This window comes from Natrinema gari JCM 14663, from assembly GCF_000337175.1.
Lineage (GTDB): Archaea > Halobacteriota > Halobacteria > Halobacteriales > Natrialbaceae > Natrinema > Natrinema gari.
The window spans coordinates 60,570-79,112 of record NZ_AOIJ01000035.1 but is presented as its reverse complement, the minus strand read 5'-3'; the positions used below and the strand labels follow the sequence as shown (position 1 = coordinate 79,112).

Here is an 18,543-nt window from a genome sequence, read left to right as displayed (position 1 = left end):
TTCCACCAGTGACCCGCGCGGAGTTCATCGTCGCGATACTCGCCGGCATCGTCCAGGGAATCGTCGAGTGGCTCCCCGTCTCGAGCCAGGGGAACCTCTCGCTGTTTCTGACGCTCGCAGGGACCGACCCCGCGAACGCGGTACAGTTGGCGCTGTTCCTACAAGTCGGGACGACGCTCTCGGCGACGCTCTATTACCGGGACGACATCGCGACGGCTCTCCGAGCGGTGCCCGGGTGGCGGCCCGGAACGGCCTACAGCGGCGAGAACGCCATCCCCTCGTACGTCGTCGTGGCGTCGTTCATGACGGGAGTGGTCGGCATCCCGTTGTACCTGACCGCGGTCGATCTGGCCGGCCGGGTCTCCGGCGGCGTCTTCATCGCGCTCATCGGCGTCCTGCTGGTCCTTACGGGACTCCTCCAACTGGTTTCGGAGTCGGTCTCGATGGGCGGCCGGGACGCGCCGACGCTGCTCGACTCGATCCTGGTCGGGGCCGTCCAGGGCGTCGCGATCCTGCCGGGTATCTCCCGCTCGGGGACGACGACGAGCGCGTTGCTGTTCCGGAGCTACGATCCGCCGGCGGCGTTCCGGCTCTCGTTCCTGCTGTCGATCCCCGCAAGCCTCGGCGCGGCCGCGCTGACCGTCACAGAAGCCGGCGGCCTGCCGGGCATTTCACCGGGGGCAGCCCTCGTGGCGCTCGGCGTCAGTTCGGTCGTCGGCTACTGGACGATCGACGCCCTCATGCGGGTCGTCGACCGGGTGCCCTTCTGGGTCGTCTGTTTCGGCCTCGGCGGACTCGCGATCGTCGGCGGCGGCGTCATCTCCGCGTTCGTCTGAGCGCCGGCACGGAGCCGCCGCGACTCGAGGACCCGTCCGCCCTCCGTCGGTCGACGGCTCGAAGAGAGCGTAACTATCATGGCCATCTGCCCGAATTTGAGTTCCAATGGCCGAGGACAGCGATTCGAGGGCGATCGCCGACGCGACGAGGGCCTTCCTGGAGGCCCGAGAGGACGGTGACCACGTGCTCGAGACCGTCCTCGCGACCGACGGCGAACACGATACCTGGACGTTCGACGACATCGAGCTGGACTCGGGGACGTTCGGCGAACTCGTTTCGAGCGGCATCGTCGAAAACGCCGCCGATGGGTATCGCGTTGCGGACCCCGCGGTCGTCGAGGCAGCCCTGACCGGGGACGAACTCACGGCGGACCGCGAGCCGGAGCCGGCCGACCGCGCGGGCGGACTCGAATGGGTCCGGACGGCCATCGATCCGCGAGCGATGATCGCGCTGCTCGGGACACTGGTCGTCGTCGCCGGTGCCAGAGCGACGGCGTTTCGGGCCGTTTTTCAGCGCGGCCGCGTCGTCTCGCCCGGTAACGATCCCTACTACTTCCGCTACTGGATGGAAACGCTGGTCGCGGACTCCTCGGGACCGCTGGACTACGGCGTCCTCGTGGATTCGCCGGCCGGTGTCTTCGGGACGCGCCCCTTCGCACATGCGACGAACTGGATCGTCGCCGAGTTGCTCGGCGGCGGACAGGGGGCAGCCGACACCGTCGCGGCGTGGCTCCCCGTCGTCGCGTCGGTCGCGCTCGGCGTCGCGATCTACGCGTGTGCCGTCTCGCTGACCCGGGACGCTCGCGTCGGGGTCGCGTCCGTCCTCGTCTTCGCCGTCACGCCGATCAACGCGGTTTACACGGGACTCGGCTTTCTGGATCACCAACTCCATCAATACTTCTGGCTCGGGATTACGATCCTGACACTGACGCGACTCGCCGTCGACCTCCAGCGGCGACTCGAGACCGGTGATGACGGGCGGGCAGCCGTTCGCGACCACCTCCGGGCACCCGCGACGTGGCTCGTCGCCGCGGCCTTCGGGCTCTCGGTGACCGCCGGGGTTCACGCCTGGGGCGGCTCGCCGCTCCTGTTGGTCCCGCTCGCGGGCTACGTCGCGTTACGGGTCGCGATGGACGCTCGAGCCGGTCTCTCACCGATGCGCGCGAACCTACCGCTGCTCGCCGGGCTGGCCGTCGGGAGCGTCCTCTCGCTTGTCCTGCACCACCGCTGGGGCTGGCACGCGGAGTTCGTCGCGACGACGCCCACGCTGGTGCTCGCCGGGTCGATCGCCGTGGCCGTGCTCGGCGAACTGTGGCGGCGGCTATCCGTTCATCTCGGCGGACTGCTCGCCCTCGAAGGGGGTGTCGCCGTCGCGGGGCTGCTCGCGTTTCGACGACTGCAACCCGAGGATTGGGTGGAAGCAATGGCCCGCGCCGACGATCTGTTCTTCCGTGAGGGTGCGACCGAGACGGCCTCGCTGTTCTCGACGGAGTACTTCGTCATCTTCGGGCCGCTCTACCAGCTCGGGATGGGGTTTTACATCGCGCTGGCGGTGCTCGGCTGGGTCGCGTGGCTCGTCTCCCGGCGGTACGAACCCGGCTGGTTGCTCGTCGGTACCTACGCGGGGTCCCTCCTCGGACTCGCGGCCATCCAAGTGCGATTCGCCGGCCAGCTCGCGATTCCGCTGGCCGTCCTCACCGGCCTGGGGCTCGTCCGACTGCTCGCAGTCGTCGACCTGGCCCGGCCGCCCGTTTCGGTCGGTAATTCGGAACCGGGTCCGTTGGATCGCTCCGACGCCGAACCGGCGGTGGCCGCCGACGGCGGGCTCGAGCCGGCAATTGCGATACCGGACGGCCGACGGATCGCCTACCTGCTCGGCATCGGCCTGCTTGTGTTCGGGCTGAGTCTCGTCTACGTCCCCAGCCTGACGGCGGACGTGACCTACAGCGAAGCCCAACTCGAGGCGGTCGACGCGATCGACGACCACGCCGAGGCCGCGGACCGTACCTATCCGAAAACCTACGTCCTGAGCGAGTGGGGCGACAACCGGATGTACAACCACTTCGTCAACGGCGAGTCGCAGAGATACTCGTATGCCCAGAACAATTACGAAGCGTTCGTCACCGGTACCGATCCGGATGATTGGTACGACACGTTCAATGGGCGGGTCGGCTACGTCGTCGTAACCGAGTCCAATGACGAAGACGTCCCGGCCGACAGTGCACAGGCGCGCTTGCTCGAGAATCAGGGCGCAGGCGGGGCCGACACCGACGGGGTCGTCCACTACCAGGCGCTCTCCGTCGCCGACGATGTCGCAGCGTTCGCCGTCGTCCCCGGGGCGACGCTCACAGTGCCCGGTGAGCCAGGGACGACCGTGACCGTCGAGACGACCGTCTCCGTCTCGGGTGAGACGATCACGTACGAACGACGGGCGACGATCGACGACGGCGGACAGGCGACGGTAACGGTCCCGTACGCCGGCGAGTACGCGATCGGCAACCGAACGGCGACCGTCACCAAGGGCGACGTGCTGGACGGACGCTCGGTCGCAGTTGGCGCGTAAGCGGCCGCTTTCTCACTCGGGTCTGTCGGACTCGGACCGCTCCCGTCGGCGCTCGAACGCGTCCGGCTCGGGCCCGCGATGGGACAACTGTCCCCGTTCCCCGATCGACGACCATCGGCACGGCTTCAATTTCCGGCCGCGGCTCGACGGCCACCAGCACGCGCACCGCGTCGCCTCGGCCCTGCTCTCGCATAGGTGGCGCTTGCAGCGCCTGGTCGCCTCGTCGTCGAGGTCGGCGTCCCGCTCGAGATGGGTAAGTAAGCCATTCACCAGGTGATTGGTCCGGATCAGGGCCATACAATAGCCGGCCGTACGGTTGTCAGAGCGGTCGGTCGACGATGATCATGTCGCGCGGTCGGGCTGGTCGGTTGGCGGTTCGTTCGATCGGTCGGGATCGTTATGATCTCGAGAATTGTTATCAGTCATCGTCTGCAACGAAGAAGCGGGTGTGTCGATAACTAGCACAACACGTCTTTGAAGTGTATTTTCGGAATTCAATCGATTCCAGATCACAGTACTCATATTTTTCAGTTATCCATCACACCAATACAATCTCAACCACGTACGTAGATTCTATTTCTCTACGTACATGGTTATGTTCCCCAGGGATAGTACCAATTTTCCCTCCTGGGTCTGGATAACTGCAAAAGATGGTTGAGCGGGTTTCCTGGATGGCACCGGTTGATTACGAGATTATGCTGTTCTTTGACGAGCACGACATCCAAACTTCTCCGCGAGTGTTGGCCGCCAACATCGATTACGATCGCCAGTACGTGAGCAAACGGTGCGGGAAATTATCCGAGGCTGGATTACTTGAGTCAGTCACGACTGGACTATACCGGCTTACTGATACTGGCCGTGCGTATCTCAACGGTGATCTTGATGGTAGTGCACTTAAATTAGATAAAGAATGACCGTCTAACCGTAGTCTTACTCCCAACAGATAATCGTAAGACACCCCCTCAATATATATCTACAATGAGCGACGAGAGTTCGAATTCGAATATTATATCCCAGTTTATAGAAGATTTTGGTTTTTATACACTAGCTGAGTTCATTCCAGCAGCCCTTGGTTTGGTTTCCCTCGTGATTTACACTAGAATCTTTAGTACTGTTGCATATGGCCAATATTAATTAACAATTGTTTTTGTTACAGTCGTTTCGACAGCAGTGTTTGGTTGGCTTGAACAAGCCGTACTGCGGTTTGAATCTGACTCAAAGAAAGTTGTTCCAGTCGCAATCACTATTCTTGTTCTTATTTCAGGTATTATTCTCACAATTGGAGTGGTTCTATTCGTATTCTTTGGAGGATATTTGAGGTCCTACCGGACTTTCTACCTAGCCGCGGTTGCTGCAACTATCGGTATTGGGGCATTCCGTGTACTAAAATCAGTGTTCCAAGCACAGTTAAAGTCAAAACAGGTTAGTCTGTATTCATTATTGAAGGCAGTACTTAAACTTAGTATTGGAATCGTCCTTTCTATATATGTTTTTGACAATATTGTTGGATGGATCTGGGGTAGTGCAATAGGGAGCATTATCGCTGTTCTTGTTATGTTCATCAAGATCGATATAGATGAATTGACTGTTAGTTCCAATACTGCTCGCCGACTAGTTTGGTATGGACTTCCAATGGTTGGATGGTTATTCGGATTGACATTACTTACATTTGCAGATCGAGCCTTGATTGAACTGCTGTCCACGACATCGGATGTTGGAATCTATTCATCCAATTACTCTCTTGTACAAACTGGGCTTCCCTTAGTACTTTCACCAGTCATCCAAACTCTGCATCCGATTATTATGGATAAATGGGATGGAGAAAATCATGAAACGGTTTCATCATTGATCGCAGAATACAGTAGATATTATTTAATACTCGGGGTTGCCGCTACCATTTTTGCTGGTATTATTAGCCGCCCACTTAGTAGAACTGTACTTGGAGAATCCTTTCAATCAGGATTTGTTATCATTCCAATAATCGGAGTGTCATTATTCCTTTGGAATCTTGCTATGATTGGCCATAAGGGGTTAGAATTGTATGAGTCAACAGGCATTATGACTGGCGGAGTCATACTTGCTGTGACTTCGAACATAGTCCTAAATATATTCCTGATTCCGCCATATGAGTACGTGGGTGCTGCATTCGCTACAGTCTTGAGCTCGGGGATCTACGTCGGCTTTGCATACGTAATGTCAAGAAAAACAGTTTCCTGGACTATTCCACGAAACACAATTATTCGTGTCTTTTTCGCAGGCAGTATTATGTCGTTCATCGGATATTTTGGATACATATCAAATTTATCAGACATATTTCTATGTCTTGTTGGTATTATCGGAGGAATTATCTATTTCTTGGTCCTTTTAGCCTTCGGTGAGTTCCGAAGTGGTGAAGTAGTACGGGTAAGAAAGATGCTCAACGCGATAATTTAGTATGGCTAGGATACTCATCATTCACCCCACATTAATGGCGAAAGGTGGAGGTGAATTAGTTTGCATGAATGTTTTAGAAGCGCTACAAGAAAAGCATGATGTGGATCTTCTTACGGTCAGCGACCCAGATTTCACTGATCTGAACAAGTACTATGCTACATCTGTTACCAATATAAATATACGGTTGATTGATGGTCTAAGTGCAATTTCACATCGGTTACCAAAAAACCGGTTTGGGAAACTAAAAATGGCATTTTTAGAATCATATATTATTAATAATAATTTAGGAGATAAATACGATTTACTCTTCAGCACATATAATGAGCTACGAGTTCCTTGCAAATCTATTCAATATATACATTTCCCATACACTGATAGAAATGTTCATCCGAACGCAGATGATTTTTCAACATCCATTTATTCTGCTTATGACTGGGTCTGTGACGTAGTTGGACCCTCACTACAAGGGAATAAAGAAAATACAGAATATTTATCTAATTCTGATTGGACTGGGGATAAGGTGGATAAGGCACTAGGTGTGAATTCGCGGACGGTATATCCACCAGTAGATACTTCTGACTTTGATCCACTAGACTGGGAAAGTCGCGAGAACGGCTTTGTAACCGTAGGAAGAATCAGTCCAGAAAAGAACATATTGAGAAATATAAATATAATATCAAAACTACATAAGAGGAATGATGATGTACATTATCATATAATTGGCCCTAAAATGGATAGGTATTCATCACCTTTTTCAGAAAGCTATTGTGACAAAGTTATGAGAAAGTGTGAAAAGTATGAGTTTATCCACCACGAAGGTGAGGTAAGTCGTGACCGACTGATTGAATTAATATCGACACATAAATATGGTCTCCACGGAATGGATCATGAGCACTTCGGTATCGCCGTCGCCGAGCTTATTGCTGGTGGAACTATTCCGTTTGTGCCTCAGGGGGGTGGACAACAGGAGGTCGTTGGTCACTGTGATGATGTCATGTACGATTCGGTTGACGATGCGGTCCAAAAGATAGAATCTATTTTGAGAAGTGAAGAGAAGCAGAAGAGCGTTCAACAAAAATTACCAAATATTGATGAGAACTTCGGACGATCTCGATTCCAGTACGAAATTAAGCAAATTACTGACGAGGTGGTATCATGATGAAAATTGAGTACTTGGATCGCTTTCCGCTATTTAATACCCACCAAACAGCAGAGCGAGATGCGTATACTCTCTGCATTATTCTCTCAATCGGGTTAACTGTGTTTACCCCATTTCTCTCATTAGTAACACCACTTCCAACACTTGGTTGGGTAGTAATTATTGGTCTTATTTACGGTGTGACTGCGCTCGTTATCGGGAGGGTGGCCATTGGAGTGTATGTCTCATTGATTGTATCTATGATGTTTGCTGCAAATATCCCTCTGTCCTCACGCGGATACCTAATGAGCATGACAAGGGATATCGGACCTAGTATCTGGTTTGCTCATATACCTCTCTTTATACTCCTATTTGTGCTCTTTGTTCGAGACAAAGAGCAGTTCCTTCAAGTACACAAAAGTGAATTATTCCTTGGAATATTCGTTGGATGGGTAATCCTTGCATCTGTGGTAACGCAACCTACTCGCCTTGATACTGCCCTATATTTTGCATTGTTTGTCTTTTGGGGGGGACTTGTATTTGCGGCCGTAAGACGTGTTCATCAGATGCTTCCAGTCTCTCCAAGAACAACAATGATTCTCGTATCTATCTCTGTCTTAGCTAACTCAGTGTTCGCCCTTACGGAGATCTTTCACGGGGACTCCTATGGACTTACAAATCTTGGTGAATTATCGCCGGAGTATACTGACCAAATCGCGGAAATTACGTTTGGATCGATTACGTTACCAGTCGGTACATTTGTTTCTGGGTTTTCGGGTATGTCGTTTATCCTTGCGAGTATAATTATACTGGTATTACCGTTCGTACTGTCATCCCTGTTAGGGGGATCCCTGCGTATTCAAATTATAGGTGCGGCCTCAGCATTGATTCTTATCCTCGTACTCCGATTTACTGCTAGTGATGCTGCACGAGGGGGAGCATTATTAGCTATAGGTGTGTTTTCCACACTAACGCTAATCATGTTAATAAAGGAGAATGTCAGTACGAACCGCCGCACATTAGCGATTTTTCTTACGATTATGATTCTGTGTACAGGTATTGTTCTTTTCCCATCGACTATGTCTGGCACACCGAGTGAGCAACTACCCCAACAAGGCTCTCAATCTACGGAAGAACAAACTGCTCAAAAAGAGTCAACAGAAAGTAGTTCAGCAGTAGAACCATCTGACATTTCGATTCCAATGTTCGATCTATCAAACCTTGGCCCGCGGCTTCAACAGTATACAACAGGAATCTCACTTTTTATTGAACAACCGATATTTGGGATTGGTGGTGCAAACTTTGCAGATACCAGCCAAAAATATGGCCTTACTGACGGGTTGCCGATACATAATATCTATCTCTCCTTACTTACCGAAACTGGATTCGTCGGTTTCGTTCTTTATATGAGTTTCTTGGCTACGATTCTATGGCAAGGAATGCAAAAGGTGGTTATCACAACAGACACAATTCCACTCCAAATCGCCGTTCTTGCAGGAGTTCTTGGTTACCTTGGGTTCATGTTCTGGGACCACCTTCTTTTTAATTCTATTGTGGGGTCTTTCACATTCTACACGATTTGTGCAACATTGGTCAATGGTGACCAATAGCATAGTGTTCCGTTGGATAATTCCGAAATAACCACGCATATCGAATTCTTTTTGTAGATTGTCTATCTAATAGGAGTTAGTTCCGTAAATTCACCAACCATGGATATATTACAGGTCAATAAATTCTACTATCCGCAAATTGGAGGTATCGAGCAGGTCGTTAAGAATATCGCTGAAGGACTTCCTCCACGATACACAACTCGCGTTCTAGCAGCACAGCCGCGAGGTATTGGAGGTTCGGGAGAGCACAACGGAGTGAAAGTAACAAAAACATCAAGTCTTGGAGTCGTACAATCAGTTCCAATTGCACCATCGTTTCCATTACGACTTCGAACAGCCATTCGTGATACAGATATTGTCCATCATCATCTCCCAAATCCGCTTTCGACTGTCTCGCAACTCACTATTGGTACCGGTGATAAGCCAATTATTGCTACCTATCATAGCGATATTATCCGTCAAAAGACGGCACTAAAAGTATATCTCCCCATCCTCAGACGTTTTCTTAATAGAGTTGATCGTATTCTCGTCACTTCACAGCGATTGCTTGACAACTCCACCGTGCTTGAGCCCTACGAAGAAAAGTGTAAGATCGTTCCTCTGTCAGTCGATCTTAATGCTATCGACACTGAAAACCCCGCAGACTTAAACATTGCTTCAGAAGAACCAATTATCCTATTTGTAGGCCGTCTCAATTACTACAAAGGGGTAGAATATCTTGTTGATGCGATGCAGTCGGTTGATGCAACATTGCTCATTGTTGGAGACGGCGAGCGTCGATCAGAACTTGAACAGCGGGCCCGAGACCAAAACGTCGACGATCGGATACAGTTTCTTGGACGTCTCTCGGATGCTCATCTCGCAAGCGCATACCGTTCTTCGGATATCTTTGTCCTCCCTTCTGTAGAAGCAAGTGAAGCGTTTGGTATCGTTCAACTTGAAGCAATGGCACGGAAGACACCAGTTGTGAACACATCGCTTCCGACAGGAGTGCCATGGGTGAGCCAAGATAGTGAAACAGGCATTACAGTTCCACCGCGTGACACTCCAGCATTAGCCACGGCAATGAATACACTCATCGAAAATGAAAATCTTCGTCAACTATACGGGGAACAGGCACGAGAGCGTGTGGAGAGGCTTTTCTCCCGTGGAAAAATGCTCAAGAACATGCAGGATATTTATGAAGACGTGTATGAATAGACCTAATCAGACTATTTATCTCAATTATGGGCAATGATATGGGTAGTCTTAATCCCCAAACTAATGTCTGTAGTGTCACCGACAGAGAATTTATCATTCAATGAGTTAGATTATTTCTCTTAATCCATCTTCGAGCGAAAGTGACGGCTCAAACCCGAGACTCGACTCGATATTAGAAACACTGGCTCGACTCCGATCAATGTCTCCGGCACGGGCTTCCGTGTAGGTGATTTCCGGGTCCGAACCGGAAAGGTCCCGAACGATTTCGGCGAGTTCGAGAATGGAAACGCTCTCGCCTGTGCCGACGTTGAACGTCCCTGTCTCTTCAGCTGTCGCCGCCAACAGGTTCGCTTGGACGACATCGTCGACGTGGACGAAGTCGCGCGTCTGCGAGCCGTCTCCCTCCACGGTGATCGGGTCGCCGGCCGCTGCCTGATCGACGAAGACACTGATGACGGCACTGTAATCGCCGTCCAGTTGTCCCGGACCGTAGACGTTGAAGTAGCGAAGTGCGACGGCACTGAGGTCGTAGAGATCGGCGTATAGTCGGACGTACCGCTCGGCGGCAAGCTTCGAGAGACCGTACGGTGACGTCGGCTCGAGGGGCGCGTCTTCCGAAATCGGCACCGTGTCCGGGTGGCCGTAGACAGCTGCACTCGAGGCGAACACGAACCGCGCGGATTCGTCGCGTGCGCGCTCGAGTAGCTTCACGGTCCCGGTGACGTTGACATCGTGGGTTCGTTCGGGATCGCGGATGGACGCTTCGACGCTGATCAGCGCTGCGTGGTGAAAGATGATGTCGATATCAGCGGTGGCTCGGTCGAGCGCGTCATCGTCTCTGATATCACCCTCGATCAACGTCGCGCCCTCGGGGACGTTTGATCGGGAACCGGTCGAGAGATCATCGAGGATGCGGACCTCGTTGTCGGCGACGAGGGCACTCGAGATATTACATCCGAGAGAGCCGACATCGCCAGCGACGAGAAGGTGAATACTTAGCGGGTACGGCAGATCGGCCTGGGAATTCAGTCGTCAGAAGCCAATTTGAAGAGATCGGATACGACTTTCCAGAGTTGCCGAATGACGATTTTCACATCGACCAAGAACGACTGCCGTCGAATGTACTCAAGATCGTAGCGTAATTTCGCGTTCGGATCGGTGCTTTTCGCGTCGTTGATCTGTGCGAGGCCGGTCAGTCCGGGTTTCACGAACCAGCGCTTGCGCCACGCTGGGGCGTCCTCCTCGAGAAGCAATTCCTCTTCGGTCCAGACGGCTCGCGGGCCGACGACGCTCATATCCCCGACGAGAATCGACCACAACTGCGGGAGTTCGTCCAGATGTGTCTTTCGAAGGAAGTACCCGACGCGTGTGATTCGATCGTTTTCCGTGTCGGTGATGGGTATGGCCGATTCCCCTTCAGGAATCATCGAGCGGAATTTGTACACGGGAAAGGTATCCCCGAATCCAGCGGTACGGTCCTGATTGTAGAATATTGGTCCGGGACTGTCGAGCTTGATCGCGACTGCAATCACTGTCATCAACGGCGCAAACACGAGCAACCCGACACCGGCAAACGCCACGTCGAAAAGCCGCTTGAACAGATGATCCAGCGGGTCCCACGGCTCGAGATCGACGTCGACGAGTGCGCCGACATCTCCCTCCGACACCAGCACGCTGTCGGCGTACTTGCGGTGAACTTTCGCGTCCACGCCGTGTTCGTGACACGCATCCAGCGCGCCGAAGAATTCGGCGCGGTCGGCGTGGCGAAACGCCAGCACGACCGTGTCGATATCGTGTGCCACCAGCGCGTCCTCGAGTCGGGAGAGACCGCCGAGACGCGTCATCGAGTCGAGAACGGTCGACTGGACGGCTTCGTCCGCGAATTCGGGGTCGTCGTGGCGGAGTTCGACCCCACCGTCGGCGATTGGCTCGGTGGGACTGTCCGCGGGTGCCGCCGATGTCGCGAGTCGGGCGACCGTCGGGCAGAGGTAGCCGATCACGGGCGCGTCCACGGCCGGCGTGACCCGCGCGATCTGTGCGGGGTCGTCGCCGACGATCACGATCCGGCCGTCGTCGTCGGTCGGTCTGGCGCGAATCAGCAGAAACCAGACGGGGAGAACGACCGCCACCAGACCGACGGTCATCACGAGCGTCGCCCGGGGAAGCCGGTGTGACCACTTGAAGTAGCCCAGCGTCGCGAGCATGAAGCCCCCGACGAAGACCCGTTTTTGGACGAGGACGACTGTATCGAGGATTCGTCGAGGGCGGGGTTTATAGAGTGGCCACGCCGCGCCCCCGACCGCGAAGACGCTCAGCGCGATGGCCCGTCGCAGCGACGGGCCATCGAGGATCGTCGGTTCTAACCGATTGAACAGGGGAACGACCGTCGTGAACGCGCTCTGAGAGACCGGGTGGTTCGCGACGAGCACCGCGATGACGACGAGTGCCGCCGTCCCGGTCGCGCTTGCGAGCCGATACCGCCAGCCGGTAAGCATCTGGTAATCGAAAGGGAACTACACGGTCATATACCCTTTGGAACTGCTGTTGCGACGACGAGCGGCTATATAGTAATTGTGGCTCTGTGGCGACCGTGATGATGGCCGACCGCCTCGGGAGCGACGCGAGCGACAGCCGTTGTGGCGTAGTCGGCGGCTGACGGCGGCCCGCGTTAGAGGTCCATCCCGCCGTTGACGTCGATCACTTCGCCGGTCACGTACGAGGAGTCCTTGCTCGCGAGGAACCGGACGACTGCGGCGATGTCCTCGACTTCCGCCAGCCGCTCGAGCGGGATGCCCGAGATGATCCGATCGAGTACTTTGTCGGGGACGCTCTCGAGCATGTCGGTGGCGGTGAAGCCGGGCGCGACGCAGTTGGCCGTCGAGCCGCCCTTGGCGAGTTCGAGGGCGATGGTTCGCGTGAACCCGAACATGCCGCTTTTCGCGGCGGCGTAGTTGGCCTGGCCGTAGTTGCCCTGTTTCCCGACGACGCTCGAGATGTTGATCAGCCGGCCCTCCTCGGCGTTCCAGATGTCGTCGTAGAACAGTTGGGTGCAGTTGAACATGCCGCCGAGGTTGACATCCATCACGCGGTCCCACTCCTCGCGGGACATTTCGGTGAACTGTTTGTCGGCGGTGATGCCGGCGTTGTTCACGAGGACGTCCGCCGGGCCGAAGGAGTCGTGGCAGACTTCGACCATCCGCTCGACGTCGGCACGGTCGGAGATGTCCGCCTGTGCGGCGACGGCCGAGCCGCCGGCGGACTCGATGGTGTCGACGGCGTCGTGGGCGGCACCCTCGGAAGTCCGGTAGTTGACCACGACGTTTGCCCCTTCTTCGCCGAGGTACTCGGCGATCCCGCGACCGATACCCTTCGCCGAGCCCGTAATAACGCAGGTACGACCATCCATGGACATAGTTCACACGTTCAACGTCCGATGATAAATAACGACCTGTTAGTTATCCATCCTGTCCGTCCGATACGAACCCGCGGTCCCGAGCCCACAGCCGACGGTCGCCTCGACTCGACTACCGCTCCCGTGCCTGCTCGATCCAGTCCTCGAGTCGGCTCGGCGAGATGTCGGTCTCGGTGGCGAGGTCGGCGGCGTCGGCTGTGGCGAGCTGGTCGATCGTCTCGATCCCGGCCGCGGTGAGCGTTTCGGCGTACGCCTGTCCGACGCCCCGCAGCTCGGTGAGATCGGCGGGTTCGGTGTCGATCCCGGATGCGGCCGCCTCGTCGACGGTCATCTCGTCCGGTGTCGTGGGGTCGGGCGTCTCCGAGTCGGTTTCGCCTTCGGTCCCGTTCGAGCGCTCCGCGAACCACGCACAGACCTGCGGCCAGAGTTCCTCGTGGCTGCGCGAGGAGACGGACATTCCGATGTGGCCCGTCGCGAACTCGAGGATGTCGGTGTCCTCGGAGGCGATCACGTCGTTGAACGGTTTCGAGGCCGCCGGTGGGATGAGGTGGTCGTACTCCGCGACGATCTGTAAGACGGGCATGTCGATGTTGCTGATGTCGACGTGGTCCCCGTCCAGAGTGAGGTCGTTCTCGTAGAGTTTGTTGTCCTGATAGACGTCGCGGATGAACTCCTCGTAGGCCGCGCCGGCCATGTCGATCCCCTCGTCGAGCCATCGCTCCATGCGCGCGAAATTCTCAACGAAGTCCTCGTCCGCCATGTTGTCGTAAAAGCGGACGTACTTCGTCACGTTGTTCGCGACGGGGTCCATCAACGCGAAGCCGACATCCAAGAACCCGGCGGGGACGTTGTCGAACGTCTCGGTGACGACTTCGGGATCGTAGTACTCCTCGCCGCCCCAGAGTTCGAGGACGCCGCCGTCGCCGGCGAAGCACAGTCCCGAGGCCATCAGTGCCAGGTTCTCGACCTTGTCGGGGTACAGCGAAGCGTACATGGCCGACATCGTGCCGCCCATACAGTAGCCGAGGATGTTGATCGAGTCCCGCCCGGATCGCTCCCGAACCACGTCGACGCAGTTGTCGATGTACCGGGTGACGTAGTCGTCGATCGACAGCGAGCGGTCCAGTGTGGACGGCTCACCCCAGTCGATCAGGTAGACGTCGAAGCCGGCCTCGAGCAGCGTCTGGACCACCGAGCGGTCGGGTTGCAGATCGAGGATATAGGGCTTGTTGATCAGCGCGTAGACGATGAGGATCGGGATGTCGTATTGCTCCTCCGTCATCGGCTCGTAGTGGAGGAGTTCGAGTTTGTTCTCCTCGTAGACGACTTCGCTGGGCGTCTGCCCAACGTCGACGTTCTCGACGGTGTCGGTTCGGTCGGGGGCGATCCGGGTTTTCTCGGCCAAGTCGGCGGTCGCCTCCCAGGCCTGTCGTTGCATGGTCAGTGCGGTTGCGAAGGGGTTGTTCATTGCTCGTCTAGGTGCTCGAGAACGCGGTCGAGTTTCTGTTCGACGGCGTGTTGGCGGCGTTCGAGTTCGACGAGGCGGTCACCGATCTCGACGACATCGTCTTGCGTCGCGAAGCCAAGCGAGTGCAGCGTTTCTTGGGCTGCCTCGTCGGCCTGTTGTTGCAACTCGAGGACGTCGCCGACGGTTTCGCCAGTCATCTTGGCGAACGCGGTCGTCGACATGACGTCTTTGAACGCCTCGTTGGCGGTGTTGAGCCAGATATCGCGGAACTCCTCGATGTCGACGTCCTCGCCTTCGAGTTGGTCGTTTATCCGGTCGACCATCTGCTGGGAGGCGTTCATCCATGTCTCGTAGGCGCGGGCGTACCCCTCGACGCCGTCGGAGAGTTCGGTATCCTCGCTGACCTCGCCGACGGTTTCGGACCAGCTCTCGACGAACTGTGCCTGGGCTTCCATATTGTCCTCGAGCGCGTCGAGGAACTGTTCGTTCCACTGTTCGGCGAACGCGTTCCAGTCTTGCATCGGGGGTTGTGAATCTGACATGGGTGAAAATTGGCGGTGAACGATAAAAAGCTGGGCCCGGATTTACGCCGAGACGTCGAACTCGTCGGCGGCCTCGTCGACGTTTTCGGCGACGGCATTGACGTTCTCGGTAACCTGCTCGTGGGCTTCCAGTGCCGCGTCGAAGGAGGTATCGATGACCTCGGAGTAGCTGGCGGCGAACTCCTCGTAGGCGACTTCCGACTCCTCGAGTGCTTCGAGGTAGGCGTCGATCGACTGCGACTGGGCCTCGGTGGCCGAGTCGAAGCCGTCGTCGACGAGGTCGCGGAGTTCGCCGAAGTCGGCGGCCTCCTCGGGCAGGGACGCCTCGAGCGCATCGAGGGAGGCGTGGATCGTGCCCTTGGTCAACTCGGCGTTGGATTCGGCCAGCGAACTCGAGGTTTCGACGGCGTCGGCGAAGGCGCTGATCGAGGTCCGCTGGGCCTCGAGCGCGTCGTGGGTCAGGCGCTGGGACTGTTCGAGTGCGGTGCGCTGTGCGTCGAGTACTGCGGTGAATGGGTTCTGCGTCATGAGTGATCCTCTCGGTTACGTTTGACGGGGACGACGATCGTCTGGACGATATCGCCCTCCTCGATGTCGAGGGCCTCCCGTTCGGGACCGGGAATGCTGATCCGACCGCCGCTCTGAACGCGGGCCTTGAACGTCGCCGTGCCCATGTTCATCGGCCCGAACGCCGACGTGTTCTCGAGCGGGTTCGCCGACGTGGCCTGCAGCAACTGTTTCATCATCTCCTGCTGGGATTCGGCGACCTGCTCGCCCGCTTCCTGCATCTGTTCCGTGAACATCGCAGGTGGGAACCAGGTCGACCGGTCGGAGTCGTCCGTCATCAACAGCACGTTGGCTCGCAGACATAATAAGACTTTCCACTAGATACCATTTGAGACCACGAGATGGTACAGGGTGTACCAGGCCGCCTCGATCGATCGGCCGGCAGGCGAGACCGACTGCCGGACGTGACAGTTCAATTTGAAGTACGAACGGGGTCGGAAGAGAGGCACTAATACGGTATTACTGGCTCTGTCGTGCGGTAAAACGCTCTTGAGCGAGCCAAAGAAGTCATATACGCACCACGCCTAGCCGCTCGTAGATGTCCCACCAGAACGCTGGCGAAGACAACCTCGCCGCCATGACGAACGCGTGGTCGGCTATGACGCGAGGGTTTCTTCGAACTGCGACCGCGGCGAACCGTGCCGCCGTCTCCGCGATGCTTCCGCCGACCGACGGCGACTCCAGCGCGGAGCCCGACCGGATCGCCCCGCCGATCCCGTCGGTCGACTACTCCGATCTCGATTGGCAGTTCGACCGGACCGTCGACGATCCGGACGGGATCAGCGTCGGCGATACCGTCACCTTCGAGAAGGCCCTCACCGACGAGGACGTCCGGGCATTCGCCGCAGTCAGCGGCGACACGAACCGACTCCACCTCAACGAGGAGTTCGCATCCGAGACCCGCTTTGGCGAGCGCATCGTCCACGGCACCCTCGTCTCAGGTCTCATCAGCGCCGCGCTGGCTCGGCTCCCCGGGCTCACCATCTACCTCTCCCAGGACCTCGAGTTCAGCGGCCCCGTCGGAATCGGCGACCGCGTCTCCGCCCGCGTGGAGATCGTCGAGAATTTGGGCAACGACCAGTATCGACTCGAGACGCTCGTCCGCGACGAGGACGACGACGCGACCGTGATCGACGGCGAGGCCGTCGTCCTGATCGACGACCTGCCCGCCGAGTAGTCGTCGCATCGGGCCCCCGTTTTGCCCCGCAAGCGACGAGTGCAATATCGCTAAGTGGCTCCTCGCGGAACGGACGGCTATGACGCTCTTTGGGACTGCAGGAATCCGTGGCCCGGTCGAGGAGGTCTCGCCGTCGCTGGCGCTTGCCGTCGGCCAGGCAGCGGGCGACCCCGGGGAAACGTTCGTCGTCGGTCGTGACGGCCGGGAGACCGGGCCGGCACTCGCGGCGGCGATGGCAGCCGGCCTCGAGAGCGCCGGCGCGGACGTCCGCCGCGTCGGCCAGGTACCGACGCCGGCGCTCGCGTTCGCCTCGCAGGGACGACGGGGCGTGATGCTCACCGCGAGTCACAACCCCCCCGCGGACAACGGCATCAAGCTCTTCGCGGACGGCGTCGAGTACGACAGCGACGCCGAAGGGGCCATCGACGACCACGTGGCACGCGACGACGCCGGCCTCGCTCGCTGGGACCAGTGGGGCGACGCACAGGACCTCTCGATACTCGATCCGTACCGGTCCGCCGTCGAGGACTACGTTCGGGAACGGTTCGGGACAGACGCGAACGCCGACTCGAGTGCCCCCCTTGCGGGGCTCCGGATCGCCGTCGACTGCGGGAACGGCGTCGGCGCGCTCGCGACGCCGCAGGTCCTCGAGCGCCTCGGCGCAACGGTCGTCGCGGTCAACGCCTCCGTCGACGGCCACTTCCCTAGCCGTGGGAGCAAGCCCACGCCGGAGACGCTTGCGGCGTTTACCGACTTCCTCGCGGAGGGACCCGAACCCGCGACCGGCGACTTCGATCTCGGGCTGGCCCACGACGGCGACGCGGACCGACTTGTCGTCCTCGGTCCCGACGGCGACGTGATCCACGAGGATACCGTTCTCGCGGTCGTCGCGGCTCACTATACGGCGGCGAGCGACGCCGACGATCCCGTGGTCGTCACGACCCCCAACGCCTCCGCCCGGATCGACGAGCGGGTCCGTGCGGCGGGCGGTCGCGTCGAACGCGTCCGACTGGGCGCGCTCCACGAGGGGATCGCCCGCGAACGCGCCGCCGGAGCCGACGGGACGGAGATCGTCTTCGCCGCCGAACCCTGGAAACACATCCACACCGCCTTCGGCGGCTGGATCGACGGCGTCGCTAGCGCCGCGGTCGTCGCCGCCCTCGTCGCCGACGCCGGCGACACCGATCGCCTCCGCGCGCCGGTCACCGAACGCCCCTACCGAAAGGTCAGCGTCGAGTGCCCGGACGCCGCCAAGGCCGACGCGATGGCCACGCTCGAGTCGGCGCTCCCCGAGGCATTCCCGGACGCGGCGGTCGACACGGACTACGGCGTCCGCCTCGAGTTCGACGACGCGTCGTGGCTGCTGGTTCGACCCAGCGGCACCGAACCCTACGTGCGCCTCTACGCGGAGAGTGACTCCGTCGACGAACTCGTCGCCGAGGCGCGTGCCGTCATCGAGACGGCGGTCACTGAAACCGCGTAGGCGGCTGGGCCAGCAGCTGTCGATCGCCGGTTGAAAGCCCGAAGAAGGTCGCGCCAGCCGTCCAGTCGACTTCTACTGTTTCGACGGGTATATATCGACACCCTACGCTAGCCC

16 protein-coding genes are annotated in these 18,543 nt (G+C 57.6%); 9 read left to right on the top strand and 7 right to left on the bottom strand.

Going from position 1 to position 18,543, the window contains the following annotated elements; genetic code table 11:
• The first annotated feature begins 8 nt into the window (after positions 1 to 8).
• The 7 genes from C486_RS04355 (at position 9) to C486_RS19985 (ending at position 9,780) form a co-directional block, all read left to right on the top strand.
• Positions 9 to 836 carry an undecaprenyl-diphosphate phosphatase gene (locus tag C486_RS04355; protein ID WP_008453442.1) on the top strand — a complete coding sequence of 276 codons (828 nt, stop codon included), beginning with the start codon at positions 9 to 11 and terminating at the stop codon, positions 834 to 836.
• 106 nt (positions 837 to 942) lie between these two features.
• Positions 943 to 3,399, top strand: coding sequence for a hypothetical protein (locus tag C486_RS04350; protein ID WP_008453440.1), 2,457 nt, complete (start codon positions 943 to 945; stop codon positions 3,397 to 3,399).
• Positions 3,400 to 4,049: 650 nt separating this feature from the next.
• Complete coding sequence (locus C486_RS20000; protein ID WP_187290142.1) at positions 4,050 to 4,313, top strand: MarR family transcriptional regulator; 264 nt, start codon at positions 4,050 to 4,052, stop codon at positions 4,311 to 4,313.
• A gap of 226 nt (positions 4,314 to 4,539) precedes the next feature.
• Positions 4,540 to 5,832, top strand: coding sequence for an oligosaccharide flippase family protein (locus C486_RS19995; RefSeq protein WP_275039788.1), 1,293 nt, complete (start codon positions 4,540 to 4,542; stop codon positions 5,830 to 5,832).
• 1 nt (position 5,833) lies between these two features.
• The gene (locus C486_RS04340; RefSeq protein WP_241432463.1) at positions 5,834 to 6,991 is read left to right on the top strand and encodes a glycosyltransferase family 4 protein; all 1,158 of its coding nucleotides are present in this window, start codon (positions 5,834 to 5,836) and stop codon (positions 6,989 to 6,991) included.
• Entirely contained in the window at positions 6,988 to 8,580 is a 1,593-nt protein-coding gene (locus C486_RS22165; RefSeq protein WP_241432462.1) for an O-antigen ligase family protein, read from the top strand. The genes C486_RS04340 and C486_RS22165 overlap by 4 nt, the downstream gene beginning before the upstream one ends.
• A gap of 99 nt (positions 8,581 to 8,679) precedes the next feature.
• On the top strand, positions 8,680 to 9,780 hold the full coding sequence (locus tag C486_RS19985; protein WP_008453431.1) for a glycosyltransferase: 1,101 nt from the start codon (positions 8,680 to 8,682) through the stop codon (positions 9,778 to 9,780).
• Positions 9,781 to 9,885: 105 nt separating this feature from the next.
• Here C486_RS19985 and C486_RS04335 read toward each other — a convergent pair whose 3' ends face one another.
• The 7 genes from C486_RS04335 to C486_RS04305 all read right to left on the bottom strand — a co-directional run bounded on the left by C486_RS04335 (position 9,886) and on the right by C486_RS04305 (position 16,047).
• Complete coding sequence (locus tag C486_RS04335) at positions 9,886 to 10,809, bottom strand: NAD-dependent epimerase/dehydratase family protein (protein WP_081704349.1); 924 nt, start codon at positions 10,807 to 10,809, stop codon at positions 9,886 to 9,888.
• A complete protein-coding gene (locus tag C486_RS04330; RefSeq protein ID WP_008453428.1) occupies positions 10,806 to 12,275 on the bottom strand; it encodes a sugar transferase in 1,470 nt (489 codons plus the stop codon). The genes C486_RS04335 and C486_RS04330 overlap by 4 nt, the downstream gene beginning before the upstream one ends.
• Before the next feature lie 173 nt (positions 12,276 to 12,448).
• Complete coding sequence (locus C486_RS04325) at positions 12,449 to 13,192, bottom strand: beta-ketoacyl-ACP reductase (RefSeq protein WP_008453427.1); 744 nt, start codon at positions 13,190 to 13,192, stop codon at positions 12,449 to 12,451.
• A 112-nt stretch (positions 13,193 to 13,304) separates the two neighbouring features.
• Positions 13,305 to 14,660 (bottom strand): class III poly(R)-hydroxyalkanoic acid synthase subunit PhaC, encoded by a 1,356-nt coding sequence (gene phaC, locus C486_RS04320; protein WP_008453425.1) that lies wholly within the window; start codon positions 14,658 to 14,660, stop codon positions 13,305 to 13,307.
• Entirely contained in the window at positions 14,657 to 15,202 is a 546-nt protein-coding gene (locus C486_RS04315) for a poly(R)-hydroxyalkanoic acid synthase subunit PhaE (protein ID WP_049888172.1), read from the bottom strand. The genes phaC and C486_RS04315 overlap by 4 nt, the downstream gene beginning before the upstream one ends.
• A 42-nt stretch (positions 15,203 to 15,244) precedes the next feature.
• Positions 15,245 to 15,730, bottom strand: coding sequence for a hypothetical protein (locus C486_RS04310; protein WP_008453421.1), 486 nt, complete (start codon positions 15,728 to 15,730; stop codon positions 15,245 to 15,247).
• Positions 15,727 to 16,047, bottom strand: coding sequence for an AbrB/MazE/SpoVT family DNA-binding domain-containing protein (locus C486_RS04305; RefSeq protein ID WP_008453419.1), 321 nt, complete (start codon positions 16,045 to 16,047; stop codon positions 15,727 to 15,729). Before C486_RS04305 ends, C486_RS04310 begins: the two co-directional genes overlap by 4 nt.
• Positions 16,048 to 16,307: 260 nt before the next feature.
• Here C486_RS04305 and C486_RS04300 point away from each other — a divergent pair, with 260 nt between their 5' ends.
• Both C486_RS04300 and C486_RS04295 read left to right on the top strand, forming a co-directional pair.
• The gene (locus tag C486_RS04300; RefSeq protein ID WP_008453417.1) at positions 16,308 to 16,946 is read left to right on the top strand and encodes a MaoC family dehydratase; all 639 of its coding nucleotides are present in this window, start codon (positions 16,308 to 16,310) and stop codon (positions 16,944 to 16,946) included.
• A gap of 79 nt (positions 16,947 to 17,025) precedes the next feature.
• A complete protein-coding gene (locus C486_RS04295; RefSeq protein WP_008453414.1) occupies positions 17,026 to 18,429 on the top strand; it encodes a phosphoglucomutase/phosphomannomutase alpha/beta/alpha domain I in 1,404 nt (467 codons plus the stop codon).
• Positions 18,430 to 18,543 lie beyond the last annotated feature (114 nt).